General features: G+C 49.6%; 21 protein-coding genes and 1 pseudogene. 11 read left to right on the forward strand and 11 right to left on the reverse strand.

From position 1 onward, the window contains the following. Window positions 1-52: 52 nt before the first annotated feature. Entirely contained in the window at window positions 53-2,791 is a 2,739-nt protein-coding gene (topA, locus tag P4D80_RS07980; RefSeq protein ID WP_421658496.1) for a type I DNA topoisomerase, read from the reverse strand. Window positions 2,792-3,152: 361 nt separating this feature from the next. Between topA and P4D80_RS07985 the strand changes: the two genes are divergently transcribed. The 7 genes from P4D80_RS07985 (at window position 3,153) to P4D80_RS08015 (ending at window position 15,262) form a co-directional block, all read left to right on the forward strand. Beyond that, window positions 3,153-4,733: an NAD(P)H-quinone oxidoreductase subunit N gene (locus tag P4D80_RS07985; protein WP_421658497.1), complete on the forward strand. Its 1,581-nt coding sequence runs from the start codon at window positions 3,153-3,155 to the stop codon at window positions 4,731-4,733. A gap of 751 nt (window positions 4,734-5,484) precedes the next feature. Beyond that, window positions 5,485-6,342: a hypothetical protein gene (locus tag P4D80_RS07990; RefSeq protein ID WP_421658498.1), complete on the forward strand. Its 858-nt coding sequence runs from the start codon at window positions 5,485-5,487 to the stop codon at window positions 6,340-6,342. Between the two features lie 58 nt (window positions 6,343-6,400). Next, window positions 6,401-8,362: a hypothetical protein gene (locus P4D80_RS07995; RefSeq protein WP_421658499.1), complete on the forward strand. Its 1,962-nt coding sequence runs from the start codon at window positions 6,401-6,403 to the stop codon at window positions 8,360-8,362. 41 nt (window positions 8,363-8,403) lie between these two features. Then, window positions 8,404-11,025, forward strand: coding sequence for a DNA translocase FtsK (locus tag P4D80_RS08000; protein ID WP_421658500.1), 2,622 nt, complete (start codon window positions 8,404-8,406; stop codon window positions 11,023-11,025). Between the two features lie 156 nt (window positions 11,026-11,181). Next, window positions 11,182-11,937: a rhomboid family intramembrane serine protease gene (locus P4D80_RS08005; RefSeq protein ID WP_421658501.1), complete on the forward strand. Its 756-nt coding sequence runs from the start codon at window positions 11,182-11,184 to the stop codon at window positions 11,935-11,937. Between the two features lie 226 nt (window positions 11,938-12,163). After that, the gene (locus P4D80_RS08010) at window positions 12,164-14,353 is read left to right on the forward strand and encodes a pentapeptide repeat-containing protein (RefSeq protein ID WP_421658502.1); all 2,190 of its coding nucleotides are present in this window, start codon (window positions 12,164-12,166) and stop codon (window positions 14,351-14,353) included. Window positions 14,354-15,085: 732 nt separating this feature from the next. Then, the gene (locus P4D80_RS08015) at window positions 15,086-15,262 is read left to right on the forward strand and encodes a hypothetical protein (RefSeq protein WP_421658503.1); all 177 of its coding nucleotides are present in this window, start codon (window positions 15,086-15,088) and stop codon (window positions 15,260-15,262) included. 18 nt (window positions 15,263-15,280) lie between these two features. Here the strand turns inward: P4D80_RS08015 and P4D80_RS08020 are convergent, their stop codons facing one another. The 4 genes from P4D80_RS08020 to P4D80_RS08035 all read right to left on the reverse strand — a co-directional run bounded on the left by P4D80_RS08020 (window position 15,281) and on the right by P4D80_RS08035 (window position 16,646). After that, window positions 15,281-15,646 carry a DUF2237 family protein gene (locus P4D80_RS08020; RefSeq protein WP_421658504.1) on the reverse strand — a complete coding sequence of 122 codons (366 nt, stop codon included), beginning with the start codon at window positions 15,644-15,646 and terminating at the stop codon, window positions 15,281-15,283. A gap of 151 nt (window positions 15,647-15,797) precedes the next feature. Continuing rightward, window positions 15,798-15,962: a hypothetical protein gene (locus tag P4D80_RS08025; RefSeq protein ID WP_421658506.1), complete on the reverse strand. Its 165-nt coding sequence runs from the start codon at window positions 15,960-15,962 to the stop codon at window positions 15,798-15,800. Window positions 15,963-16,137: 175 nt separating this feature from the next. Then, window positions 16,138-16,413 carry a glutathione binding-like protein gene (locus P4D80_RS08030; protein ID WP_421659504.1) on the reverse strand — a complete coding sequence of 92 codons (276 nt, stop codon included), beginning with the start codon at window positions 16,411-16,413 and terminating at the stop codon, window positions 16,138-16,140. After that, window positions 16,356-16,646, reverse strand: coding sequence for a hypothetical protein (locus tag P4D80_RS08035; RefSeq protein ID WP_421658508.1), 291 nt, complete (start codon window positions 16,644-16,646; stop codon window positions 16,356-16,358). The genes P4D80_RS08030 and P4D80_RS08035 overlap by 58 nt, the downstream gene beginning before the upstream one ends. Before the next feature lie 270 nt (window positions 16,647-16,916). Between P4D80_RS08035 and P4D80_RS08040 the strand changes: the two genes are divergently transcribed. The 4 genes and pseudogenes from P4D80_RS08040 to P4D80_RS08055 all read left to right on the forward strand — a co-directional run bounded on the left by P4D80_RS08040 (window position 16,917) and on the right by P4D80_RS08055 (window position 19,496). After that, complete coding sequence (locus P4D80_RS08040) at window positions 16,917-17,585, forward strand: CIA30 family protein (protein WP_421658509.1); 669 nt, start codon at window positions 16,917-16,919, stop codon at window positions 17,583-17,585. Window positions 17,586-17,811: 226 nt separating this feature from the next. Continuing rightward, complete coding sequence (locus tag P4D80_RS08045; protein WP_421658510.1) at window positions 17,812-18,204, forward strand: MerR family transcriptional regulator; 393 nt, start codon at window positions 17,812-17,814, stop codon at window positions 18,202-18,204. Between the two features lie 281 nt (window positions 18,205-18,485). Further along, window positions 18,486-18,713 carry an aldo/keto reductase gene (locus P4D80_RS08050; RefSeq protein WP_421658511.1) on the forward strand — a complete coding sequence of 76 codons (228 nt, stop codon included), beginning with the start codon at window positions 18,486-18,488 and terminating at the stop codon, window positions 18,711-18,713. Window positions 18,714-18,721: 8 nt separating this feature from the next. Then, window positions 18,722-19,496: pseudogene (locus P4D80_RS08055) on the forward strand (aldo/keto reductase). Window positions 19,497-19,501: 5 nt separating this feature from the next. Here P4D80_RS08055 and P4D80_RS08060 read toward each other — a convergent pair. The 6 genes from P4D80_RS08060 to leuB form a co-directional block, all read right to left on the reverse strand. Then, entirely contained in the window at window positions 19,502-19,858 is a 357-nt protein-coding gene (locus P4D80_RS08060) for a Spx/MgsR family RNA polymerase-binding regulatory protein (RefSeq protein ID WP_421658513.1), read from the reverse strand. A 304-nt stretch (window positions 19,859-20,162) separates the two neighbouring features. Beyond that, window positions 20,163-21,146, reverse strand: coding sequence for an LOG family protein (locus P4D80_RS08065; RefSeq protein ID WP_421658514.1), 984 nt, complete (start codon window positions 21,144-21,146; stop codon window positions 20,163-20,165). 24 nt (window positions 21,147-21,170) lie between these two features. Further along, window positions 21,171-24,074 (reverse strand): FkbM family methyltransferase, encoded by a 2,904-nt coding sequence (locus tag P4D80_RS08070; RefSeq protein ID WP_421658515.1) that lies wholly within the window; start codon window positions 24,072-24,074, stop codon window positions 21,171-21,173. 172 nt (window positions 24,075-24,246) lie between these two features. Continuing rightward, on the reverse strand, window positions 24,247-25,095 hold the full coding sequence (locus tag P4D80_RS08075) for a prepilin peptidase (RefSeq protein ID WP_421658516.1): 849 nt from the start codon (window positions 25,093-25,095) through the stop codon (window positions 24,247-24,249). Window positions 25,096-25,162: 67 nt separating this feature from the next. Beyond that, window positions 25,163-25,429 carry a hypothetical protein gene (locus P4D80_RS08080; RefSeq protein WP_421658518.1) on the reverse strand — a complete coding sequence of 89 codons (267 nt, stop codon included), beginning with the start codon at window positions 25,427-25,429 and terminating at the stop codon, window positions 25,163-25,165. A 345-nt stretch (window positions 25,430-25,774) separates the two neighbouring features. Continuing rightward, window positions 25,775-26,863: a 3-isopropylmalate dehydrogenase gene (leuB, locus tag P4D80_RS08085; RefSeq protein ID WP_421658519.1), complete on the reverse strand. Its 1,089-nt coding sequence runs from the start codon at window positions 26,861-26,863 to the stop codon at window positions 25,775-25,777. Window positions 26,864-26,973: the final 110 nt, after the last annotated feature.

Consider the following 26,973-nt stretch of genomic DNA (forward strand, 5'->3'; position numbering starts at 1 on the left):
GGAACCTCTGCACCCCGTTCAAATTCCAAGAAAGATCGCTATAGAACGACCCTCAAGCTTTCTTTTTCTTACTAGCAGTGGTTGCCGTTTTTGTGGTTGTTGACTTCTTCGAGGTTGTAGTTTTCTTGGCGGTGGTCTTCTTGGTAGTGCTGCTCTTGGAGGAACTGGCAGATTTGGCAGCACTGGATTTGCTAGATCTGCCTGACTTCTTCGCACTCGCTTTGGCCGCTAGCGCTTCCAGAGCCGTTTCCATTGTGATGGCTTCTACGGTTTGACCCTCTGGCAGGGAGGCATTGACCTTACCGTGTTTGATGTAGGGACCATAGGGGCCATCGTAAATATTGACTGGTTCACCGTCTTCAGGGTGTGCACCCAGTTCTTTCAGTGGCTTGGCCGCGACTCCCCGTCTGCCCCGACCAGCCTTGGGTTCTGAAAGTAGCTCTAGAGCTCGTTCCAGGTCAATTGTAAGCACATCGTCGCCCGCTTTGAGAGAACGATAATCCTTGCCATTCTTGCCCTGGTCATGTACTACATAGGGACCAAACCGACCCAGGCTTGCCTGAATCCTGCCGCCAGTTTCAGGATGAACACCCAGGGTACGGGGAAGGGCGAGTAAACCCACTGCCATCTCCAGCGTGACTTGTTCAGGCGTTACCCCCTTGGGTAGAGAAGCCCGTTTTGGTTTTGGGTTGTCTTCTGTCGCATCTCCTAGCTGAACGTAGGGGCCATAGGCTCCAATCAGGAGGTAGATAGGTTCTCCCGTTTCGGGGTGGAAACCCACTTTGTCGGGACCTTCGGTTTTTTGCCGTAACAGGGTTTCCACCTGTTCCGGGTCCAGATCAGAAGGGGTAAGGTCTTTGGGAATGGAGGCTTTCACCAGGCCATTCCCATTCTCAACCTCCAGGTAAGCTCCGAAGCGGCCAATCCGCACCTTGGCATCCAAGTTTTCAAGCTCAACGGAACGCGCCTCATTGGGATCAATCTGACTTTCCTGCTCTTTTACCTGGGTTTCCAGCCCTGTCTCGCCCAGATAAAACTCTTTCAGATAGGGCAACCACTGGACTTCCCCGGTGGAAATGTCATCCAGGGTTTGCTCCATTCGGGCGGTAAAACTAGTGTCAACCAGATCAGGGAAATACTTTTCTAGCAGGGAGGTGACTGCAAAGGCGGTAAAGGTGGGGACGAGTGCATTGCCAGACATTTGGGCATAGCCGCGATCGATGATAGTGCCAATGATGCTGGCATAGGTACTCGGACGCCCGATCCCTTCACTTTCCAGGGTTTTAACCAGGGAAGCTTCGGTATAGCGGGCAGGTGGTTGAGTTTCGTGCCCGATCGCCTCCAATTCAATACAGTTTGGCGTATCACCTTCCCGTAGAGGTGGCAGGATTACCTCCTGATCTTCAATGGCTGCATTAGGATCATCTGAGCCCTCCACGTAAGCACGGAAGAAGCCAGGGAAATCGATCCGCTTACCGGTTGCACGAAACCCGGCATCCTCCACCTGAATCTGTACAGTGACATGGGTTTGACGGGCCTCTGCCATCTGGGTAGCGACAGTGCGTTTCCAGATCAGGTCATAAAGGCGAAATTCTCGATCTTTCAACCCGGTTTGCTGGGGCGTGCGGAAGGTATTTCCAGCCGGACGAATGGCTTCGTGAGCTTCCTGAGCGCCCTTACTCTTGGTGGTATACTGGCGCGGCTCAGGGCTGAGGTAGTTGCTGCCATACATCTCCTGCACGCAGGAACGAGCCGCCGAAATGGCCTGCTGAGATAAGTGGACTGAGTCTGTTCTCATGTAGGTGATGTAGCCCTGCTCATAAAGGCTCTGAGCGACTCGCATCGTTTCGCGGGCAGAAAGTCCCAGCTTCCGGTTTGCCTCCTGCTGGAGGGTTGAGGTGGTAAAGGGGGGAGAAGGTTTACGGGTAACGGGGCGTTCTTCCAGGCTGGTGACCGTCCAGGTGCGATCGCGAATCCGCTCGGCCAGTGCTCTGGCATCCGCCTCATTCAACAGAACAACATTTCGCCCCTGGGCAATTTGCCCTGTTGCCTCATCAAAATCACTCCCTGTTGCGACCTTGGTGCCACCTAGGGTGACCAACTTCGCTTCAAAAGTTTGAGCGGTGGCTGGTTTCTGGGTTCCACTTTCCTCACTCCTGGCTTCCAGAATCGCCTTCAAATCCCAATAGCTGCCCTGCCGAAACGCACGCCGTTGCCGTTCCCGATTTACCAGCAGACGCACGGCCACTGACTGCACCCGTCCGGCAGACAGCCCATAGGCAATCTTCTTCCACAAAAGTGGAGACAGGGTATAACCAACCAGACGATCCAGAATGCGGCGAGTTTCCTGAGCTCTCACCAGCCGTTCGTCCACTGCTCGGCAGTTTTGAATTGCCTCACGAATGGCATCTTCTGTGATCTCATGGAAAACCATGCGCTTCGTTGGCACCTTTGGCTGGAGCAATTGCAGCAGATGCCAGCTAATGCTTTCCCCTTCCCGGTCTTCATCCGTTGCCAGAATAAGCTCGTCAGCAGTTTTGAGGGCGTCCTTCAGTTCTTTGACAACCTTTTTTTTATCCTGTGGAACGACATACAGCGGTTCAAAATCGTCTTCGATATTGACCCCCAACTGGGCCCACTTTTCTCCTTTAACGCTCGCAGGAATTTCGCTGGCGGACTGTGGCAGGTCGCGTACATGCCCCATCGAAGCTTCTACCCGATAATCTGCGGGCAGATAATTACGAATCGTACGGGCTTTGGTGGGTGATTCGACGATGACAAGCTTTGGCATGGATCGTTGACTTTAAAAAAAAGCGGTTACTGTCCCCTAATCTTTCTTATAGCCAATATTGGATCGACTACCAGGGGTTTGCAAAAGTTTGCAGGGGAATAATTTCAAAACTAGAAGTATCAGAGGGAGACGAGTGTGATTTACATCAAGTTCCTGAAAGCCTCTTCAAGCAAAGCTATCAGAGCTTTTACCGAAATTGATTAATGCTTACTATAGGGAATTCGATCGCAACCGAATCCAGTGTTAAGGTAAATTGCGAGGTAGAATCCACTGTAATAGATTTCTGATTTCTCGTCTTCCCCGGTTTCCAGGAAACCCATTCTTCCCTATCCTTATAACTGTCTAATCAGGCATTACCTCCATGGATTTCGCCAGTCTTGCTGCTCAGCTCAATACCGAAGTCATTCTGCCAGAACTCATCGTCACAGCCACACTTCTGCTGGTGGTGGTGGGTGATTTGATTGTGGGACGGGCTGCTTCTTCAAAGTGGACGCCCTACGTCTCCATTGTTGGACTGCTCGCGGCGGTGGGTTCCCTATACTTTCTGTGGGACGCTCCTAACCCCATCTCGTTTCTGGGCAGCTTCAACGGCGATAATCTGAGCATTGTCTTCCGCGGGATCATTGCCCTTTCTGCTGCCGTCACGATTTTGATGTCGATTCGCTACGTCGAGCAGTCGGGGACTTCGCTGGCGGAGTATCTCACGATTCTCCTGACCGCGACCATTGGAGGCATGTTCCTCTCAGGGGCAGACGAACTGGTGATGATCTTTGTCTCCCTGGAAACTTTGAGTATTTCTTCCTACCTGCTGACGGGCTATACCAAACGAGATCCCCGCTCCAATGAGGCGGCGTTAAAGTATCTGCTGATTGGAGCGTCTAGTTCTGCCATTTTTCTGTATGGGTTGTCTTTGCTGTATGGTCTGTCGGGAGGACAGACGAACCTAAATGATATTGCAGCCAGCATCATTACCGCAGGGTTAGGACAGTCCATTGCGGTGGTGATTGCGCTGGTGTTTGCGATCGCTGGAATTGCGTTCAAAATTGCCGCCGTTCCCTTCCACCAGTGGACTCCAGACGTATACGAGGGCTCTCCTACCCCCGTGGTGGCGTTTCTTTCCGTTGGCTCTAAAGCCGCCGGATTTGCCCTCGCCACTCGTCTTCTGGTCACCGCCTTCCCCTACCTGACGGAGCAATGGCACTTTGTTCTCACTGCTCTGGCCATTCTTAGCATGATTCTGGGTAACGTTGTTGCCCTGGCACAGACCAGCATGAAACGCCTGCTGGCCTACTCTTCCATTGGTCAGGCGGGGTTTGTCATGATTGGACTGGTCATTGGTACCGATGCCGGGTACTCCAGCATGATCTTTTACCTGCTGGTCTATCTGTTCATGAACCTGGGTGCCTTTACGGGCGTTATTTTGTTCTCCTTGAGAACGGGAACGGATCAGATTAGCGAATACTCCGGTCTTTATCAAAAAGACCCCCTACTCACCCTCGGACTCAGCATTTGCCTGCTCTCCCTGTGGGGGATCCCGCCCCTGGCTGGCTTTTTCGGTAAGCTGTATCTGTTCTGGGCAGGCTGGCAGGCGGGCGCTTACGGTCTTGTGCTGCTGGGCTTAATCACAAGCGTCATTTCCATCTACTACTACATTCGGGTGGTGAAGATGATGGTGGTGAAAGAACCGCAGGAAATGTCCGATGCGGTGCTGAATTACCCCGAAATTCGCTGGAATCTCCCTGGCATGCGCCCTTTGCAAGTAGGGCTGATTCTCTCCCTGATCGCCACTTCAATCACTGGGATTCTCTCCAATCCGTTGTTTACCCTATCGAATGAGTCGGTGACAAAGACTCCCATGCTCCAGGCAACGGTGGAGGCAAAAAAACCGGTTGCTATCCAGGGATTTGCTGATGAGAATCCTCGGGTAATGGCGAAGCTGTAGTTAGATTGGTTTCAAAGTGAATAGTCATTGTAGGACGTTCACCGCTGCCCAACCTTAGTTCGGGGCAATCTAGTGGAGGATGTCATAAGCCCAGTAACCATTGGGTTGGGGATTGGGGAGTAGGAGGGAGCCACAATGGTATCCGTATTCCCGCCGTGCTGTACTAGTTACACTAATTTCCTCAATAAATGCTACCGATCAAAACCTCACCCACCGCCTGCGGTACCTCTCCTTGGCAAGGGGAGGTCGGGAGGGGTCGAATGTGTAGCACTTAAAAAGTGAATAGATATTATACAGAATTGTCCTTGGTAGTGTTATTTGTTTGAATAAAAGGAGCTCAAAAGCCTTCCACAGATTATTCAACTTCAGGAGTTTTTCCCAAACGCTACTACCTTTCCCAATTCCGTATTAGCTTAATCTTGAACAGCGGCAGCAGAAGCGCTATTTTGCCCTTGAGTCTAAATGGACTTAGGGGCTTCTATCATTCTGTGTAGGTTCAAGATAAAGTCTGTCCTCCAAGCTTCCTGATTTTCTCCGGTGGGCAATGACCTAGCCTTCAAACCGGATCCAGTGCTAGAAGTGACAAAAGATGTAAAGAGAAGGCTGGGAGTGACTAGGAGAAGCAGGTTGAGGAGCTGGGACGATGGATTAATCTTTGCGATGCTTTTCCTGAAGCCCTTGTGAATCTGGGCTAGGATTTGGGTAATCTTCGTAAGGAAGAACCTCAGATAGTACAGAAAAGGCCAGCCCCATGCAATCAATTGAACTGAAGTTTCTGTTGAAATTACTGGGTTTTCCAAATTACCGGGCAAAAATCATAGATGACAAACTAAAGCCTAATAAGGGAGCTACTGCCACAGACCGAAACAAAATTTGCCGTGAACTCAGTAAGCGAGGTATTGTAAGTTACTCTCGTGAAGTCAGCAAGTTCAAAATCGAACCCACAGGAAAAAACTTGCTCAATTCAAATAATACAGAAATACCGTTAACAAACGATCACCTCAAGGTTCTGAAAGCTTGCGAAAAAGAAATGATTACACCGAGCAAAGTGAAAGGTGTTGCCTCAGAAAAACGACAATTTGTGATTCAGGATCTGGAAGCAAAAGGATTGATCAAAGTTGAAAAGGAAACCATTAAGGAAGTTTGGTTAACTGAGCAGGGGCAAGAGTATCTACTGGAAGAATGCCTTCCTGGTGGAAGTGCCACTATCACCCTGGACCTACTGAAAAACTACCTTATTTTTTTACGAAAAGCTGCTCAATTCTCTGCTGAGAAACCCACGGCCCAAATTTCCTCCCCACTTCAGGAGGCTGTAGACTCCACTCCAATTTCAGCCAAACCTGATGATGAAACAATCCTTGAAACAATTAAAGCGCTTGATAAACAATTGAATACGGGTAACTATCTACCAATTTTTCATCTTCGACAAAAGCTGCAACCTCCTTTATCCAGGGATGAATTAGATCAGGCGCTTTATCGCTTACAGCGGCAGGACAAAATTGAACTCAGTTCTCTGGTGGAATCAATTCGCTACACTCCTGAACAAATTGAAGCTGGGATTCCTCAAGACTCTGGCGGTCCCCTGTTTTTTCTGGTTGTGAATGGATAGATCTGTTAGCACCCCAAGTTTTTGACCCTGTTCCAGAAATCAGGTTGGAGGTAGTAACGTGGCAACCATTGATGAAATTATTCAGCAAGAAGTGAATCCCTTTGATCCGGTCACATTTAAGACTGGAAACTTCTGGCAGGAAGAGGATAACGACTTCGATTTGACGGTCGGATCGATTCATCAAGAGGCGATCGCCCAAATTACTCAAGTCGTCGCTCAGGTTGCAAAAGACCACCGTACCCGCACCATCATGCTTGCGGGAGATGTGGGTTCCGGTAAAAGCTATGTCCTTAAACGGTTAAAACAAGGTCTGAATGCCAAAGCCTTCTTTGTCTATATCCCGCCTTTTGTAGACAGTGATTACATCTGGCGGCATACCCTGCGACAAACAGTTGACAGCTTGATGCACAAACCGGAAGGGAAGGGTGAATCTCAATTGCTCCTCTGGCTTAAAAGCCTATCTGTCTTCAATGATGGCAGTTTGCTGAAAAAGCCCTTGGGTGGGCGAGATCTGTTTATTGACAATTTCAAAAGTGCTTATCCATCGGATATTTTTCAGGCAAAAGAGTTTTTCGGGGTGTTGTTTGATCTGGCAAATCCAGACCTTTACTTCACTGCCTGTAGCTGGTTACGGGGTGATGATTTGGATGAAGAAGATCTAAAAGCTTTAAAGGTAAAGAAATCCATTGATAGCGAGGCGGCAGCGAAGGGAATTCTGTCTAATTTAGGCAAAATCTCAGTTTCAACTTACCCCATTGTGCTTTGTTTTGATCAGGTTGAAAGTAAACAGCTACCGGATGGTTCAGCCGATATTCAACCTATTTTCAACATCAGTACATCCTTTCATAACGAGTATCTGAAGAACTTTGTCATTATTATTAGCATTGTTACAAGTACCTGGAAACAAAATAGCTATCGCATCCAGCAATCGGATAAAGATCGAATTGAAAAGTTAGTTCTCTTAAAACCAATTACCCTCGACCAAGCCGAATCACTCTGGGCAAGTAGACTATCTCTATTGCATAGTCAGGCAAATCCAAAGCCTGAATCAAACATCTATCCATTATCTAGAGAAACCTTAGAAAGCAAATTTCCAGGGGGCAAAACAACTCCTCGCTCGACACTTTTCCTGGGACAAAAATCATTTCTGTGTCACAAGCTTAATGTTGAGGAGCATCATATTAAAACTGATGTCGTAGCTTTTTTTAAATTTCTATGGGAACAGGAACTTAGAAAAACAGAACAGAGAGTAACCAGAATACGCCATTTTTCTGAACCTGAATTAATCTCAATGTTGAGCAGAGCATTGACTGCTCTACAGGTAAAAGAAATTCAGCTAAAGCTCCTACCCAGTAAGGCATTCGCAAGTTATTCTTTTGCCTACCAGGATCCCAGGCAAAATAGAAAGACAGGTCTTGTCTGGGTGGAGAGTCTGGGCACATCATTTTTCCACACAATGAATGCCTGTCAGAAAGCTCTGGAGGAGAAAAAATGTCAGGCATTATGCCTCATCCGGGCAGAAGGGACAGGCAGAGCCAACAGTAAGGGCTACAGTACCTATAAAAAGATTTTCATTGATAGAGCAAACAATCAGCACATCAAACCGGATCTTGAGTCAGTTCACTATCTGGCAACCTACGATCGCTTAGTCAATTCTGTCCATTCACAAGAACTGGTTGTTGCTGGAGAAACCATTAACCTCAGCAAACTTGAAACCCTGGTTCGCGAAGCAGAAGTTTTGAAGGAATGCCGTCTTTTACAGGATTTGGGGATTTATCCTTCCAGCGGAGTTACCCCACCTTCTCTACAAAAAGAGAAGGAATTTCTTCTTAACTTTATTAAAATCCACCATTTAATCGCAAGAAAGGTTGCCTCTCAAAATACCATCAGCCAATTTCCCAGGCTGAATAACGTTCACGTGGAGCAACTGATTCAAGAACTTTACCAGGAAAATCTCATCAGAATTTTGGATGCATCGGTACCACTGGATGAACAGATTATCTGTTTAGTGCCCAATTAGTGCCCAAAACAGTAAACCGATAAATAAGAATACTCCGTGTAATGCCCTATTTAACCCAATCAACTGATATTCAGGCAGCCATTCATCAACTATCCACCCATCCAATTCTCTGGTTGGATACTGAAACGGCTGAATGGTGGACACCTCATCCCAAGCTATCCCTAATTCAGGTATTGGCGGATCTTGATGATCTTAATGGGGACTCGGTTTATTTACTTGATGTACTCAATCAACCTGATCTGGTGCAGCTCTTCGTGGACAGGATCATGCGCGATTCTGGAATTGAAAAGGTTATTCACAATGCCAGTTATGATTTGAAATTTTTAGGAAAAACAGATGCAAAAAATATTACCTGTACCTTAAAACTTGCAAAGCAATTCCCAAAAACTGTTTTAGGAACCTCGAACTATAAACTCAAAACATTGGCAAAAGAGCTTTGCCAGTTTACAAATGTTGATGCAGAACAGCAGGGAAGCGACTGGGGTAGGCGTCCTCTTGACGCAGAACAGCTACTTTACGCCAGAATGGAAACAGTTTATCTGGCTCAAGTCTATCAGTATTTACTCAGGCTAACGCCTCAACAAAACCCTCCTGGAACTGTGAGTAAACCAAACCAAACTGAAATACCTTCTTTTAGTGTCACTAAAGTTCGGGTTGCCTTTGAATGTGCCCGCCTGTTCTACTTAGTACATCATTTCGGAGGAATGGCGGTATTTTTTCCTAACGGTCAATCCAGCGGAATTGGTAATGCGTTTCATGATTTGTCGGATCAGTTTGTCAGAATGGCACTGAAAGAATCTCAGTTTCAGGAATTGTTTAAGCCTGAATTTGATCAATTGAAGGCTGAGGAAATTGCTGTCAAGCTGCAGGAGCAGTTTTACAGCCTGGTGTTCTTTCCTCATCTCGAGTCTGTAATCCAGCAAGATCCGGGTAAAGCAACTGCACTTCATCATCTCTGGCAGGGTTTGATAGGATTAGTTCAGCGGTGGGCGCAATTGCTTGTGAACAATCGACGTTACTGCTCTGCTGAGGAGGTAATCAGTAAAACCTTTCTTGCACAGGAACTCAATGTTCAGCATCATTTTGCCTTACCCAATGGTGGTCAACAGCTTGTTAAAGGTCGCTTCGATAGCCTGGTCTATGATTTTGAGAAGCATCGTCTTTGCGTTGTAGAGTACAAAACTTATCAGTCGCCTGATCAATCTGCTCAACTTGCCCAGGTTGCTCTTTATAGCTACATGCTTAAGGAGCAGGTCGGAGTCCCGATTAACTCCGCTGTCTATAGTGTTTTGCCTGACTGGAAAGAGTTGACATTTACCTGGGATGAACTGGAACAGACTGTTCACCAGATGATTCCGCATCGATTACAGCAAATGCAACAGTGGGCAGCCTGGGAACATGGGCAACCTGATCCTCCTCCCCCTACAGCCCAACCTTATCTTTGCGATATTTGTCCTCAGCGTACTAAGTGCCAGACCTTTTTCACATCTACTGAATCTGGATCCAAATCGGTTGATTTGCCTGAAATAGATGCAACGGATCAACCGAAAATATCTGATACAGCCATCAACGAACCTCAACCCAAATCACCTGAGTCTGTTACGCCACCCATTACTTCAGAAATTGAGGCGATCGCTCACCAACTCGTTCAAACCCTTCAAGCATTTGGCATTGATGTAGAACATCAGGGGGTTGTGCTGGCTCCCGCATTTATTCGGGTCAAGCTGAAGCCCAATCTTGGGGTTAAAGTGGGTTCTATTCTCAAATCATCTAACGATTTGCGAGTGCAGCTTGGACTGACCTATCCACCACTAATCGCCCCTCAGGCAGGGTACGTCAGCGTTGACTTGCCTCGCCCTGATCGTCAAACGGCTTACTTTGATTGCTATATCCAGCCTCAGACCTTACCTCCCACTGAACCAATTCGGATTGCCATTGGAATTAACCTCGAAGGTCAACTGGTAGAAGCCGATTTGTCTGACCCCAACACCTGTCATTTTCTGGTAGGTGGAACAACGGGAAGCGGTAAGAGCGAGTTTTTGCGATCGCTCCTCCTCAGTCTCCTCGTAAGACACGCTCCCGATCATCTCAAAATTGCCCTGGTTGACCCAAAGCGCGTCACCTTTCCAGAATTTGAGCAGATGCCCTGGCTGTATCAGCCAGTTGTGAAAGAGGGCGATCGCGCAATCGAGTTAATGGAGAGCCTGGTTCAGGAGATGGACTCGCGATACAAGCAATTTGAGATGAATCAGTGTAATAGCTTGAGCAGCTATAACCAGAAGCTTAACCAGCAACCAGGGAAAATTTTGCCTCGAATTGTCTGTATTTTTGATGAATATGCCGATTTTATGGCAGAGAAGGAAACTGCCAAAGCCCTAGAGTTAAGTATTAAGCGCCTGGGAGCAATGGCGCGAGCGGCAGGTATTCACTTGATCATTGCCACTCAGCGTCCAGAGGCAAAAATTGTGACTCCGGTCATTCGCTCAAACCTACCTGGACGAGTTGCCCTGCGGACTGCCAGTGAAGCGGATTCAATGATTATTTTGGGTGGAAAGCAGACCGAAGCAGCCTATTTGTTGGGGAAAGGGGACTTGCTCTATCAGGCAGGAGCCCGCCTGCTGCGATTACAGAGTTTATTCGCACCAACTGTTCAACTCCCTTAAAAACCTGTCGCAAGTCGGACGAATGATTTGTCTGAATAGAGTAAATTGCCTGAACAGCCTATTCGAGCAGGTAATTTTCTTTTGGAAACCAGAAAGAGTACTATTAGATTTCGGATAGGTGCTCGATGTGTTAACGACTAGTTGAGAGCAAAGCCTGTGGTTCCTCTACGTGATGAAAACCCGACTCGCATTACGCCCTACGTTACCTATGGGCTGATTGCGGTCAATATTCTCGTTTTCCTGTTTGAATCCAGCATGATGGGTACGCCCTATCTGGAGGCGTTTATCCGCCATTGGTCGATTGTTCCCGCCCAACTAACCGCAAGTTTTCACGGCGATCCTAATTACCCCCTTCTCTACGAGGGAAGCACGCTGATTACGTCTCAGTTTCTCCATGCCGGATTGCTGCATGTGGGTGGCAATATGCTCTACCTGTGGATCTTTGGCAATAATGTGGAAGAGCAGATGGGACGAGTTCGGTTCTTGTTGTTCTACCTCCTTTGTGGAGTTCTGGCGGCCCTGGCCCAGTGGTTCTTTGCACCGGAATCGACCATTCCTTCTTTAGGGGCCAGTGGGGCGATCGCAGGGGTCATGGGAGCCTACATCTTGCGCTTTCCCCAGGTCAGAATTCTTACCGTCGTTCCCCTCTTCATTTTCTTTACAACCCTGCAAATTCCCGCCATTGTCTATCTTGGCATCTGGTTTGTGCAGCAAGCGTTGTACGGTCTTGCCAGTTTCAATACGCCCACTATGGTAGGAATGGAAGGTGGTGGTGTTGCTTACTGGGCCCACGCAGGCGGGTTTGTGTTTGGTGCCGTTTTATGCCCTCTCTTTGGCCTATTTTCCAAACCAGCTATCCCCAATGCTGGACCCGATGTCCAATCACCGGGAGGACAATTAAATCTGGATTGAATCTGGAATCACCAGACTCCTGTAACGGTTGACGAGCATATGGAAACTATTGACTGGATGAGTGTGATCCCAGTTGGAATTGCGATCGTCATTCTGATTGGCGGCATGGCAATGATGTTCACCGGAATCTGGACATCAAGGGGAAAGTAGCCAGGATGAATAATCGACGTACTCGAAGTTGGCAGAAGTCTGTATTCTGATATCAGCTAACTCCGGGTCGATCGCTGTGTCTCGAAAACTGCTCAGTTGTTTGATTTCGTTCATCGTTGGGGCGATTGTTAGTTTCATCTATTTGGCGCAACCGGCCTATGGTGCGATCGCCCAGCCTGACCTCACACCCCTCACCCTGGAGGTTCTGCAACAGCGACTCAAATCGCCCATCCCCAGCGAAGGGATTAAAATTATTGACCTACAACGGCTCAATATCGATTTGCGTCCGGAGAATACAGAGTTTCGGGACCGATTCTACGCCTTTCTGAAGCAGCAACTACAGCGTCCCGGAACTCCAGTTGGATTGGATCTGAGTTATTCCCAAATTCAAGGAGAGTTCAAGATCAGCCAGCTAGGGCTGCGAGTGCCCTTATTGGGTGAATCTTTATCACCGATCTTTACTCCCGCAGAGCAACAGCAGTTGCAGCGCGATCGTCGTCGCCTTTCCCGCCTCAGCACTCTTTCCCAGTCTCTGCTCAGTATCCCTAACCTGGGTACACAAGAAGCCCCCTTGCAGATCACCGTCTTTCGAGGACCGCTTAAGCTGACCCAAACGCGCTTTCTGGGCCTGGTGGATTTCACCAACACCTTCTTTCTGAACCGGGTAGAAGCACCGGGTGCCCAATTCACCCAGAGTGTGGATACGACCCAGGCCCGCTTCAGCCAAACCACCAGCTTTGCCGGGGCCCTGTTTGAGCGAGATACCCGCTTCCGCAGCAACATCTTCTTTAGTAGGGCGGAGTTTAATCAGGCTCAATTCCTGGGGCCAGTCACCTTTCAAAATACTGAATTTCAAGCAACTGCCAACTTCAACCAGACTATCTTTCAACAGCCTGCTAACTTTACGCGAGTGCAGTGGCAGGGTAACGCTGACTTCGCTCGTGCGCTCTGGCAGGCAGAGGCCGTATTTACAAGAGGCACCTTCAGCAAGGCTCTGTTTCTGCCCGATGCCATCTTTGAAAAAGCTGCCCTGTTTCGCCAGGTGCAGTTTAACAATCCGGTTAATATGCGCGGCACCTCTATTCTAGAGCAGGCGGATTTTAGCGATGCTGGGTTTGCCAGGGGAGCCTACCTGAACGTGCCTGGACTCAAGTTTGATTCCGATCAGGCAAAGATTGTGGGAGATCCGGGACAAATTGGACGGTTTATCTCTGTACCTGCTTTGCAGGGCAATGAAAACCTGCTGCGTGAACTGGTACGTAACTTCCGTCGTCAGGAGCAGATTCCCGATGCCAATCAGATGGACTATACCCGCCAGCGTTTGAAATTACGAGATTTACGGCAGCAGCTTTTTGGAATGAATATCAACGCCGCCTCCACGGCTCAACTCCAAAAAATTGGCTTTTCAGCCGCACAGGCAGCGGCGATCGCCCAACGTCGCGCCCAACAACCCTTCCGCAACTTGACTGACTTGCTGAGTCTGGCAAATGTTGATATTGCAACATATATTAACGTGCGCGATCGCATTGTTGCCAAAGATCCCGTCGCGCCTGGTCGAGCCGTTTTTAATCGCATTATCACAGGCTTGGATTGGGTTGGCTTGAGCCTGCTGCTTTTGTTGAGTCACTATGGCACTCGCTCCTGGCTTATTTTAGGAGTCGGACTCATTACTATCGCCTATTTTGGAGTTTTGTTCTGGGTAATTGACCGTTACCGCAGGCTCACCCCCCAGCCTATCCTGCCGGAACTTTCCGAAATTCTCTGGATATTGACTGGATTCAGCCTGTTGTTTCTTCTGGGATTGATTGCTGTCTTTCGCAACAGCGACCATCCCTGGTTAACGCTGGCCAGTCTGGCGGCGATCGACATTCCCGTGCCCACTATTCTGATTGCTCTGCTCTACAAAGCCGGACGTTACCATCCGTTGATGGATGTTAGCTACTTCATGGAAGAAGGAACCCTGCGCCAGTTACGCATTCTGGTTGGGCGGTTGCCTATCATCCCCCGTTATGAAATGTTCCGGGAACGCTATCTGCCAATCTTCTGGGACCGCAACTGGTCCTGGCTCAACTACTTTGACTTCAGCTTTAACAACCTGCTTCGCTTTGGTTTTAACGATATCCGCTTGCGTGATGAGCATGTGCCCGGTTTGATTACAGCCCTGGTCTGGTATCAGTGGGCGATCGGTATTCTCTACCTCGCACTCCTCTTCTGGACCCTTTCCCGCACGATTCCAGGACTGAACCTGCTGATATATTTTAAGTAGTAAGAAGCTGCGCTCACAAACGATTTATACTAGTTTCCTCAATAGAGGCTACCGATCAAAAAACTGCATCGCTTACAGCACATCCCCTTGGTAAGGCTACCGTGCATACACATCGTGCATACACATTCTGACTTTGTTTGAGACTGGCTCCGGGGGACTTCCCCACATCCCCCCGCTATTTTGGGGGAGTTAGGCTCCCATCCCCCCGAAAGGGTCTAGCAATGAGTCTTCCAATCCAGTGCGACGAGAATCGGTCGAGCTTCCCTCCACTCTCCCAAAGTTCAGGTTTAGGTTCCCACTGTAATGCTGCGATCGCCCTTCCCCTTCAACTTTTACACTTGTGTATACACAGTAGGATTATGGGTGAGGTGATTGCTTTCATCACCATCTTGCTGTGTACTGCTCATACTGCCTTGCAGGATATAGCCGTCGCCAGGTTGCTTAAGACATCGGTCTTAATCGAGTGTGGGGGTTTCAAGGGAGTGTGGGGGCTTCGCCCCCAGCAAGGGGTTCCACCCCTGCACCCCGTCCTAACCATAATGACTACTGCTATATTCAGAGAAAGGTCCTCACAAAACTGTTGGTGAGTCGGTGTTGTGAGGCTGATAGTGGGGTTACCTACCAGGCGTTCGCTGAGCTTCAAGCAGAGCATTGCCGTGAAAGCTGAAATCTAATGCACTACACAATTCTGAAATCTAATGCACTACACAATTCGACGATTCTGGCGATGCTATGACTCCCTACCCGAAAGTGTTCTCAATGATACGAGTTGCTCTAAGCCGATCTGTCTCAACTTTACCCGGTGATCAGTGTGGTTCTTGCAGTCGTTTTTTAGAAGAAGCGGTAACGTTAAAGCAGGGGTTGGGCATTGTCCTCGCGCTTCTGGCAGTGGTGCTAGTGATTGCATAAGGGCAGCCTGAGCGAGGTTTAATCGAGCGCGTGCTGCTTCAGGTCAACCAGGGAAACATATTCCAGGGCAGAGGCATGGGTTGCAGCAAGAACAACAGGAGGTGCGACCCCCGCATCCAGAGCTTCCTTCCAGCGAGAGGCACACAAGCACCAGCGATCGCCCGGTTTCAACCCCGGAAACCCAAATGCTGGAGCTGGAGTGGACAGGTCATTCCCCTGGGCGCGGGTGTACTCCAGAAACTCTTCTGTCACCTGGGCACAAACGACATGAGCACCCATATCGCCTGCACCCGTATTACACTTGCCATCCCGATAAAATCCGGTCATAGGGGAAGTGCAGCAAGTTTCCAGCGCAGTTCCCAAAACGTTTCTCGCTTCTGTCATAGCAGTCCCTTCTTAACAACAGCCTTTACCCGGTAGCGTATCGATTTTGACTGGGATAGACAAGGGGGGTGGAAGGAAAAGGGACAACGCTTTGATTCAAGAAGGCAGGAGACGAAGGCAGGAGACAGAAGCCAGAACCAGAATCAGACGGCTATTTTTTGGCATCTTCCTCCTTGCGAATTTTGCCGCCAGCTTTCAGGTAGTCAGCAAGTGCCTCGCCTAATTTTTCTTCAGGGGTCTTACTTGGCTTGGAACCAAAAAAGTCAGCAAACAGCAGCGTGAATAACGCTGAAAAAACAATTATTCCAGCAACCATAATCCTGATCCAGTGACGATTTTCTCTACAGGATCAGAATAGTTCAGTCGAACTATTTTTGGAAAGGGTCATACATAAATCTACAAAAACTTTTTGACTGAAGAAATTTAAGGGCAACCACACCATACTTTCCTGACTCTGGACCCTCTTGATTCCCTGTTTTTTATTGACATACCTAAGCGCAACCCAATGATGCTACTAATTCCTTGCTGAACCATTGCTCGTTGTACGGTATCATCCTATTTGAACTGTTAGTAGAAGCGAAGACGCTGGCATAGTCTGATAGGGGTTTGTTGGGAATGGAGTTGCCCCAGCAGATCATAGCAAAGGCGTAGGGATCGACAATAGTGCGGCGATCGCCCACCACATAATCCTTTCCTTCCAGATGATTGTTCAGGCGAGTGAATACTCGATCAACTCGATCAATAAGTTTGTAGGCAGCTTCTTTGATCGTTTTGTGGGCGGTTTCATCATCTTCAGTCCAGTAGTGATTTGGATGGAAGTAGGGAAAAAGGCTGGATGGAAATCTCCAGTAAAAAATGCCAGCCAGCGATTGAGCTTATAGGCATCTCGTAGCATTCCGGTGCTTCCCAGTTTTGCATCTGGATATTTCTGTGCCAGATACTTCAAAATGGCATCTGCCTGGTTCATAACGCCGCTATCGCCATCAATCGTGGCAGGCACCTGCCCCAGGAGGGGATTGATCTTTAATAATCTGGGCTGCCCATCTGCACCTTTTCCAGTTCGTAGGGTTCACCAATCCACTCAAGGACGATGTGGGGAGCCAGAGCACAGGTACCGGGAGCGTAAAATAGCTTGATCATGACCTCTTCTTGATGGGCGATCGCAGATTGATATTGAAACCATACACTAGAGACACTCTGTATAACATCTGTCAGGTGTTAGAAGTCAGAAGCTGTAACAGTTTTGTCGCTATTGAATTCAGGGGTTCTCATGACTCAATCTAACCAAACATGGGATGTTGGTCGCTTTTTACAAACCCTTAGTTATTTTGAAACGATTCCAGTTGTTAGCTGGCTGCAAAAAATAATTTTTGGTTCCACACCCCCGCCTCACCCCCAACCGCAAGCAGGTATTTTGTTCGATTTTAGTCAGCCTGCAAACGCTTCCAACCAAACCTGGGGGGCTCTGGATGATGTAGTGATGGGTGGTGTTAGCGCCAGTTCCTTCCAATTTCAGGGGGAAGCGGCACTCTTCACGGGTAACGTATCCACGGCCAACTCTGGGGGATTTGCCTCCGTCCGCAGTCGCAATTTCGAACCACCGCTCAATCTGGCTGCTTATACGGGCTTAGAACTCCAGGTTAAGGGGGATGGACAGCGCTACAAGTTTCTGATTCGGGATGAGGACTCCTGGGATAGTATGGCCTATTCCCAGTCTTTTGATACGGTTGCAGATGAGTGGATCACGGTTCGGGTTCCCTTTTCTGAAATGATTCCCGTATTTCGTGCCAAAACGGTAAACCCATCTCGCCCGCTCAGCACTTCACAGATTCATTCGCTGCAATTCATGTTGAGCAAGTTTGAATATGATGGAGCACTTAATCCCCACTTCAAATCTGGGGAGTTTCGGTTATTGATCAAGGCAATTGGAGTTTATTAAGGATCACCAATGCGATCGCTCCTGTGACCTTTCTGTCTGCAACACTCTCTGCGAGTCAGCAAAGATCTTATAGCCGTTGCCAGGCTGCTTAGGACATTAGCTTTAAGGGGGCCAGCTATGGGTTCTACCCCTGCACCCCGTCCTGAGCGCCTGGTGGCTATAGCTACAACAATGATGATACTCTACAAAATTAACGTTAACGTCAAGGTTGTTTTACGAGTAGAGCATGAGCAAAAAAATGCGAATTGGAGAATTTGCCAGGCTGGCTGGTGTCACTCCCCGCACGATTCGTTATTACGAAAGCCTGGGGCTTTTGGGTCCGAGCAAGCGGGAAGGGGCAGGCTTTCGCTATTACAGTGGAGTGGAACTGGCCAGACTGCAAAAGATCAATGCCCTGAAGGAGTTGGGGTTGAGTTTGGACGAAATTTCTACAGTTGTTCCGCTCTACTTTGAAGATCCAACGGGTTTACGAGGTAAGCGCAAAGTGTTGGAGATCCTTCAGGCCCATTTACAGGAGACTGAAGAAAAGATCGAAGCTTTAGAGCAGTTTCGGGCAGAACTTCGGGAACACATCAGCCGAATTCAACGGTGGATTGACGAACACTCTGAGAAGCCCTGATTTTTTTGCTTACAATCTTACGTTAACGTCAATGTCAGAAACTAAAACCTGACATTGCTCGCTCTGTAGGGCATCACTCACAAGAGTTGAGACTTATCCGGTGCACGAACTCAGGCAACAGTATTCCCGATCTAAGCCTCTGCCCCCACCTCCTTGATCCCTTCCCTGCTTTCTGCTTCCGACTCTGACTTCTCACCCCTCACCCCTGACCCCTCACATCACCCCACGGCTGCCTGTGCTTTACCAATTCAAAGACACAACAGCACACAGGAGACTTTTCCATGAAAACCAGAAAACTCGGCAATCAAGGACTCATTGTTTCTGAGTTGGGACTCGGCTGCATGGGCATGTCTGAGTTTTATAGCGGACGGGATGAGCAGGAGGCGATCGCAACCCTCCATCGAGCGCTTGAACTGGGTGTCAACTTTCTCGACACTGCCGACATGTACGGTCCATTTACAACGGTCCATTTACATACAACGGTCCATTTACAAATGAGCAACTGGTAGGGTGGGCTATCAAAGGCCGTCGAGATCAGGTGGTGCTGGCGACCAAATTTGGCAATGTGCGAACGGAGGATGGGGGTTGGGGCGGTGTCAATGGCAAACCTGAATACGTCCACCAGGCGTGTGATGCTTCTCTGAAACGGCTGGGAGTGGATGTCATTGACCTCTATTATCAGCACCGGGTTAATCCAACCGTTCCGATCGAGGAAACGATTGGGGCCATGGCAGGACTGGTGCAACAGGGTAAGGTGCGCTATCTGGGCATGTCAGAAGCAGCGCCCGCAACGATTCGGAGAGCCCACGTCGTGCATCCAATCACAGCCCTGCAAACCGAGTATTCTCTCTGTAGCCGTGATCCAGAGGATGAAATTTTGCCTACCGTGCGGAATTGGGGATTGGGTTTGTGCCCTATAGCCCACTGGGTCGTGGTTTTTTGTCGGGCGCTATCACCAAACCCGAAGACCTGGCAGAGGATGATTACCGCAGACGCTCTCCCCGGTTTCAGGGTGAGAATTTCTACAAGAACCTGCAACTGGTAGAGCAGGTGACAGCGATCGCTCAGACAAAAGGCGTCACACCCAGCCAGTGGCCCTGGCCTGGCTGCTTGCCCAGGGAGATGATATCGTTCCCATCCCTGGCACTAAACGCCGCCAATACCTGGAAGAAAATGTCGCCGCCACGACGATTTCACTCACGCCAGACGAGTTGAGCCAGATCGAAGCCGTTGCACCCAAAGGCATTGCGGCGGGCGATCGCTATCCCGACATGAGCACTGTCAATCGTTAATTGGCTCAAACTCCCAGCTTTTGCCGGATTACCTCATCCTTATCCTTAAAACCCACCAGCACTGCTTTTCCGTCCTTTACAAACAGAGGACGCTTGAGCAGCATGGCGTCCCTGGCGAAGGCTTCAATCCATTCAGCGTCTCCCCAGGCATCCTTTTCTGCCCCCAGTGCCCGGTAGGACTGTCCTGAGGTGTTTCGCAGCGGCTTAAATCCCAACTCCTTGACCCAGGCTTGAACCATCTTTTTGGTGGGTGGGTTTTCCTTGGTGTTGATGAACTCATATTCAACACCATTGCTCTCAAGCCAGGAGAAGGCTTTCTTGCAAGTGCCACAGTTAGGGATGCCGTAGAGTTGGAGGGACATGAAAAAAATTGTTAGCAAGTTGTTAGTTGTTAGAAAGGTAAGAGGTGAGAGAGTGATAAGGTAACAGCGTGATCAAGTAAAGGTCCATTGTTAGTTGTTGGTTGTCATTCAAGTGAGGGGTGAGGAGTGAGGCAAAAAACTCAAAACTCACCTTCTTTATCACTCCATTACTCTCTTTATCACTCCATTACTCTCCCACATCTACCCTTGTTCATTTTTTCATTTTCGCTCTGGATGCCTTGCCTCTTCCCGCGGAATGCCGAGGTGATTGATTTCTGCGATAAGTTGATACAGCCGCCCCAGGTCACGCTGGTTGAAGTAAAGCACCAGACGAGAAACTCCGACGGAGGCATCCTGAGCTTCCTGGGGTAGGGGAGCGCTTTTTTTCAATCCGTCCCTTAATCAAAATATCGCTAAAATTTTCATTGAGCCACTCGACGTTCTCATCGGATAGTTCTGAGTTAAGGCGCAACACTAGATGGTTGCCAACGTAACGGCAGGAGTGGAAAACTCGATAGAAACTAGCGATCGCTTCACAGGCTTCGTCAATCTGGTCGGTAATAGTGTATAGGCTAGGATCTTCTGGACTGATCAACCTCCGCTCCAGCAGTTGTTTGTTGATGTAAGCACTCCAGTCGTGCCAGTAGTCGCCGCCCGGTTTGTCGATCAACACCAGGGGCATGGGAGCAGATTTGCCCGTCTGGATGAGAGTCAGGCATTCAAACGCTTCATCCTGAGTGCCAAAGCCGCCGGGAAACAGGGCCAGTGCGTCACTCTCTTTCAAAAAAAAGAGTTTGCGCGTGAAGAAGTACTTGAAGGGAATGAGTTTGCGATCGCCCTCGATAAAAGGATTGGCTCCCTGCTCAAAGGGAAGCTGAATGTTTAACCCAAAGGATTTGTCCTGTCCAGCTCCTTCATTACCCGCCTGCATAATACCGGGACCGGCCCCCGTCATGACCATGAACCCCTGTTCGGTAATTGCTTTGGCAAACTCCACTGCCATTTGATATTCCTGGGCCGTGGGTGCAATTCGGGCAGAACCAAAAATGGAAATTTTACGCACATGGCGATAGGGATAGAAAATTCGGAAGGCCCGCTCCATATCCTGTAGAGCAGCGTTACAAATCTTCCAGTCAAGCCGGTCGATTTCATCGTCTGCCATGCGCACGATGGTGGCAAGGGCTAACTGAATCAACTCTCCATGCTTCATATGGGGCAGGCGATCAAGCAGGTGAAGTAACTCAGCATGAAGCGATTCAGATGCATTTGGCAGCGGAGATGTAGCCATGAATCCCTCCCAACGGGCAGCATCCTATTTTATCGAGATTCCAGGATCTCTCGTTGACCTAGAGAGCCCATTTCCAGGAATAACGCGATTCATTCCTTCTACTCGAATGTTCTGATCGCGGTGAAAACCCAGGATGTTAAAGGCTTTTGCTGCCCCAAAAATATTCTCAGGATTGTGGAAGAAATTCTTGGGGTTGTAGAGCGGAGGATGGTGCCAGTAAAGGTCGTAGCCAAGGGAGTTCAGGGTAAAGATCAGGTCTGGAGAAACTTCCTGGTGAAGACTTTCAAAATATAGGACAGGTTGATGCTGCTGGATTGTGGTGCTGGCTCTCTGCAACGCCCGTAGCGTGACCTCTTCCACACCAATCTTGAGCAATCGACATTGAGCCAACTCCAACTGGTCCAGCGTAATCATTGGGATCTTTTCACCAACGCATGGGTCAGGCTGACCAGGTAAATCAACACCTGAAAAGGTCACAGGTATCCAGCCCAAAGTATCACCCAGAATTGCCTGGTAGCAGTGGGTATGGGCAATTCCATTGATTGCCAGATTGGCGCAGAGTGCCTGGAATAAAAGACGCTGCGGGGCGATCGCTACTACCTTTCCCGCTTCACCAACCAATCGAGCAAAAATGAGGGTGTGGGCTCCAATAGCAGCACCCACTTCAACAACTGTATCCCCCGGACGCAGGAGCGATCGAAACAGATCAACTTCTCCCTCCAGCCACTCCCCATAGAGCTCCAAAGCCTTTCCCATTGGTGTGCTGGGGTAGTAGAGCAGTAGCCCGTGACGACATTTTTTGAAGATACTGAGCGGGTTGGAAGACAATCGGTTTACAAGCTCAGCGGATTGAATGGCGGTGGAAGAACCCTCCAGCATCGGACGTTCCATTTTCTCTGAATCTTGGCGTTCCGATTTTCCTCCTTCCCTGGCCTCTGCCACCTTTTGTCGCAGTGCCTTTCCCACACGCCTGAAGACCTCTTCCCAATCACCCTCTCGCTTCTGGCGAAACAGCCGCATGGTGGGGTACCAGGGGCTATCTTCTCGATGAAGCAGCCAGCGCCAGTCGGCAACGTAGGGCAGTAATGTCCACACAGATTTGCCCAGAGCCCCGGCCAGGTGGGCAACAGCAGTGTCCACGCTGATAATCAGGTCCAGTTGGGCGATCGCCGCTGCCGTATCTCCAAAATCGTTTAACTGGTGACGTAAATCCAGGAGGATAGGATTCGCCTCCAACAGCGCTGCATCTGACTCCGATAAATCCTTCTGCAAGCTGTATAGGGTAACGCCTGGAATCTGGGCCAGGGATAGAAAGTAGGCCAGTGGACAGGTTCGCTTTTGAGAGGTGGCATTATCGGGGTTGGATGCCCAGACAATGCCAATTTTTAGCGAGGTGGAGAAAGATGGAGAGGACCCAGCAGGAGCAATGCTCTCTGGCTGGGCTGGAGGAGGCAGTTGAACCTGGGAGGGCGGGGGTGTTAAGTAAGGAACATTGGCAGGAATGGTTTCAAGCGTGGTTCCCAAAATGAAGGGCAGGTCCAGCAGTGGGGCATGGAAATGGGTTTCGACATTGACCCTATCCCGGTCAACGCACCGATTAATTCCCGCCAGGGTTTCTAACAAACGTACAAGGGGTTTCTGGCAGGCCACGACGACACAACCGCCACGTTGAGCAACCAGCGGAGCATAGCGGGCAAACTGAATCGTGTCACCAAACCCCTGCTCTGCCGTCAGTAAAATAATTTTGCCTTTTAAGTCAGAGCCATCCCAGAAGGCACGGGGATAGCGTAGTGGGGGGCACTGGTTACTATGCCAGCGCCAGTGGTATTCGGCAAAACCGCGCCGAAACTCACCCAGCATGAGCAGAACAATGCCCAGGTTAAGGTGAGCGTTGACGTGATCAGGTTTGTAGCGAATGGCCTGCTCGTAATGGGCGATCGCCTCCTCAAATTGAGCTTGTTCGACTAGACTACTCCCTAAATTGTTATGGGCATCGGCATGGTTTGGTTGAAGCCGAATCGCTTCCCGACAGCAAGCAATCGCCTCTTCTAGTCTGCCCTGCGCCTTCAATGCGGAACCCAGATTGTTGTGGGCATTGGCCGAGCGAGGATCCAAGGTGATCGCTTTGCGGTAATGAGCGATTGCTGTTTCCAGGTTCTTCCGCTCCTGGTAAATTGTTCCCAAATTGTCATAGGCATTGGCATAGTTAGGGTTAAGCGAGATCGCCCGCTGATACTGCACCATCGCCTCATCCAACCGACCCTGCTTCTGAAAGATCGTGCCCAGGTTGTTGTAAGCACTAAAGTAGTTGGGATTGAAGGCGATCGCCTGCTGACAGTGGAAGGTTGCTTCATCTAATCGCCCCAGATGATACAACACCACCGCCAGACCATTGTGAGCATTGATGTGGTCAGGCTTGAGGGCGATCGCCTTTTGATAGTGAATAACCGCTTCCTCCAGATTGCCCTGCCCATAGAGAGCCAATCCCAAATTTGCATGGGCACTGGCATGATCGGGATTCAGTTCCGTCGCTCGTCGGTAGTGGAGAGCCGCTTCCTCAACCTGTCCAGCTTGATAGAGCGCCACTGCCAGGTTGTAGTGAGCATCTGCATTACTGGGCATCAATGCCAGAGCTTGACGGTGGTGAGCGATCGCTTCTGCTATACGCCCCTGATGCCCCAGCACCGAACCCAAGTTACTGTGAGCCGTCGCATCATTGGGTTTCAGTTCCAGAATTCGTTGGTAGTAAGCCATACTTTCCTCCGGCTTACTCAACTGGTTAGCAATCGTTGCCAGCCAAAACAACACCTGAACTTGCTCTGGTTCCCGCTCCAACACCCGCCGATAAAGTGCTTCTGCCTCTGCCAATCTGCCTGCCCGATAGTACTCACAGGCAATGGCGATTGGGTCAGTATTTGGGGTAGTCATTCAGGAAAGTTGTCAGTTGTTGGTTGTTAGTTGTTAAAGAGGGGGAGAGGGGTGGGAGGGTGGATGAGTGATAGGGTGAAGCCCAGTTGTTAGTTTTTGGTTGTTAGAGAGAGGTGGGAGGGTGGATAAGTGGATGACTCCATCACCCCTCCCCCCACCACTCCCAACCCCATCACATCCCGCTCACCTTCCACCCTGCATAAGCGAGCGGAAAGAAGATACTCATATAGGTTGCTATTATCGCATCGCCCCAAAACACGGCTAACAATGCCCCCAATGCCAGAAAGGGACCAAAGGGCATAGGCTGACGGCGTTTAAGCAAGCCAAGGGCGATCGCACCTCCACCGACAAACGCCCCCACCGCGCAGGCCAAAAATCCAGCCAGCAAGAGAAACTTCCAGCCCAACCATGCTCCCATCATGGCGGCGAGCTTGGCATCGCCTCCCCCCATGGCTGTCTGTCCCAGCGCCACCGAGCCCACCAGGCTGATCAGATCCACCAGCCACAGCCCCAGGACGACTCCCACCACTCCATGCATCAGTTGGGCGATCGCGCCTGCCAACGTCGCAGTTGTGGAAAAGCCCAGGACTACCTGAAACACCACACCTGCAATTAACCCTGACTGGGTCAGCGGATTGGGTAATGTCATCGTATCCAGGTCAATCAACGACAAGACCAGAAGCCAGCTCAGAAAAAACCAGTAGCCAATCGTCTGCCAGGACCAGCCAAAAAGCCAGAACGTCAGCACAAATAAAATGCCCGTAACCCCTTCCACCAGGGGATAGCGCACCGAAATGGGATTACCGCAATGAGCACAACGACCTCTCAGCCAGAACCAGCCTAAAACCGGAACATTTTCCCGTTTTCTAAGGCGACTCAAACACTTGGGACAGCGGGAAGGCGGATGCAAAAGCGACAATCCCGCTGGAAGTCGGTAGACAACGACATTCAAAAAGCTACCCACCGATGCGCCTAGAAAAAGCACAACAACCGTAACAGGCAGCTCAAATAGAAAATCCATTGGAGGAAGGTTACAAGGTGTAGGGTAATCTCAGTTTTCCCTATACCCTATATCCTGTAACCGCTTCCTAATACAATTCCGACTCAATCTGACTGAAAGGAACAAAACATTCCTGCGGTAGCAGAACTGGCTTTCCACCAAAGATGAGCTTACCTCGATGGGTAAAACGGTTAATAGCCACCCCAATTGGGCGCTGGGTCAGCCCAGGGTGAACCTCGTAATAAGTTGTGTAAATTTGTCTCGCAGATCGAATCAGAGCGGGATCCAGCAAAGCTGTAAAGTCTAATGAGTCATCCGTCCGACTATGCGCTTGTTTCTGTGATACGTATACCACCTGTCTAAACCCCTATTGTTTGTTTGACTTTAGTACATTTGTCCGATTTCGGCAAGGCGTTAAGGGTAGGTGTCAGATGTTAGAGGCTAGAAGGGCCAGAAGAGTTTGAGTTAATTTATGGCGGTTGGCTCTTGTATGGCGGTTGGCTCTTGGCTGTTAGCCATCGACTCACCCTTTCGCCTTTTCTGGACAGGTCCACAGATACTGCCCTTACCCCTCACCTTTCTAACAACTAACTGTAATGGCACGAGACGTTATTCCCACTTGATCGGTGCGTTACGAGATCACTAACAGCACCCTATGGATACAACCCTGTGTGTCAATGCACCTAACACCTAATAACAACTACCCCTCCCGAATTACCTGGATCAATGCATCTCCCATCGCTTGACAGCCCAACAGTGTCATACCCTCAGACATGATGTCTCCTGTTCTGTAATCTTGGTCTAACACTTTTAGCACAGCTTGCTCAATTCGATCCGCTGCGTTGGGTTGATTTAATCCGTAACGTAACATCATGGCAGCACTAAGCACGGTTGCTAAGGGATTGGCCTTGTCCTGTCCAGCAATGTCAGGGGCAGAACCGTGGACAGGTTCAAACACGCCAGGAGCCGATGCCCCCAGGCTGGCAGAAGGTAACATGCCAATGCTGCCGGTTAACATCGCAGCTTCGTCGGAGAGAATATCACCGAATAGATTGCTGGTAACGATAGTGTCAAACTGGCGGGGAGTGCGGACAAGCTGCATGGCGGCATTGTCCACATACATGTGGGATAGCTCAACATCGGGGTAGTCAGAGGCGAGGGCGTTCATGCGATCGCGCCAAAGTTGGGAAACCTCCAGCACATTGGCCTTATCCACTGAGCAGAGTTTTTTATGGCGTTTGCGGGCAGTTTCAAAAGCAATCCGCCCGATTCGGTCAATTTCTGCCTCTGTGTAGGCCATCGTATTAACGCCGCGCTTTTCACCCGTTTCGGTAGTAAAAATTCCCCTGGGCTGACCAAAATAAATACCTCCGGTCAGTTCGCGCACCACCATAATGTCTACCCCCTCCACCACTTCCCGTTTCAGGCTGGAAGCATCCATTAACTGGGGCAAAATTTTGGCCGGGCGCAGGTTAGCGAATAGTTTTAACCCAGCCCTCAAGCCTAGAAGTCCGGTCTCTGGACGCAGATGGCGTGGCAATGAGTCCCATTTGTAGCCGCCGATCGCCGCCAGTAGTACGGCATCGCTCTTCATACAGATTTCCAGCGTCTCAGGTGGTAAGGGTTCCCCTTTAGCATCAATCGCGGCTCCTCCAATTAACGCCTCCTGGAATCGGAAGGACACCCCACTTTGTTCACCAACGACTTTCAACACCTCAACCGCTACGGTCATAATTTCGGGACCGATTCCGTCGCCAGGAAGAAGTGTGATTTGATATTGCTGTGTCATAAGGGAACAGTTAAGGGTGCGTCGTGCCAGAAGTCAATGCGGCTACCTATCATACCCTGGAAACGGCCCTGGGGCGATAAAAACCACCTGAAATGAGGCTGATCACGATT

The organism is Leptothermofonsia sp. ETS-13, from assembly GCF_049200465.1.
In the GTDB taxonomy this organism is placed as follows: Bacteria; Cyanobacteriota; Cyanobacteriia; order Leptolyngbyales; family Leptolyngbyaceae; genus Leptothermofonsia.

Coding starts and splice junctions, on each gene's coding strand:
- topA (WP_421658496.1), bottom strand. CDS start 2,791: ATGCCAAAGCTTGTCATCGTCGAATCACCCACCAAAGCCCGTACGATT.
- P4D80_RS07985 (WP_421658497.1), top strand. CDS start 3,153: ATGGATTTCGCCAGTCTTGCTGCTCAGCTCAATACCGAAGTCATTCTG.
- P4D80_RS07990 (WP_421658498.1), top strand. CDS start 5,485: ATGCAATCAATTGAACTGAAGTTTCTGTTGAAATTACTGGGTTTTCCA.
- P4D80_RS08000 (WP_421658500.1), top strand. CDS start 8,404: ATGCCCTATTTAACCCAATCAACTGATATTCAGGCAGCCATTCATCAA.
- P4D80_RS08015 (WP_421658503.1), top strand. CDS start 15,086: ATGACTCCCTACCCGAAAGTGTTCTCAATGATACGAGTTGCTCTAAGC.
- P4D80_RS08020 (WP_421658504.1), bottom strand. CDS start 15,646: ATGACAGAAGCGAGAAACGTTTTGGGAACTGCGCTGGAAACTTGCTGC.
- P4D80_RS08025 (WP_421658506.1), bottom strand. CDS start 15,962: ATGGTTGCTGGAATAATTGTTTTTTCAGCGTTATTCACGCTGCTGTTT.
- P4D80_RS08040 (WP_421658509.1), top strand. CDS start 16,917: ATGACTCAATCTAACCAAACATGGGATGTTGGTCGCTTTTTACAAACC.
- P4D80_RS08045 (WP_421658510.1), top strand. CDS start 17,812: ATGAGCAAAAAAATGCGAATTGGAGAATTTGCCAGGCTGGCTGGTGTC.
- P4D80_RS08050 (WP_421658511.1), top strand. CDS start 18,486: ATGAAAACCAGAAAACTCGGCAATCAAGGACTCATTGTTTCTGAGTTG.
- P4D80_RS08060 (WP_421658513.1), bottom strand. CDS start 19,858: ATGTCCCTCCAACTCTACGGCATCCCTAACTGTGGCACTTGCAAGAAA.
- P4D80_RS08065 (WP_421658514.1), bottom strand. CDS start 21,146: ATGGCTACATCTCCGCTGCCAAATGCATCTGAATCGCTTCATGCTGAG.
- P4D80_RS08070 (WP_421658515.1), bottom strand. CDS start 24,074: ATGACTACCCCAAATACTGACCCAATCGCCATTGCCTGTGAGTACTAT.
- P4D80_RS08075 (WP_421658516.1), bottom strand. CDS start 25,095: ATGGATTTTCTATTTGAGCTGCCTGTTACGGTTGTTGTGCTTTTTCTA.
- leuB (WP_421658519.1), bottom strand. CDS start 26,863: ATGACACAGCAATATCAAATCACACTTCTTCCTGGCGACGGAATCGGT.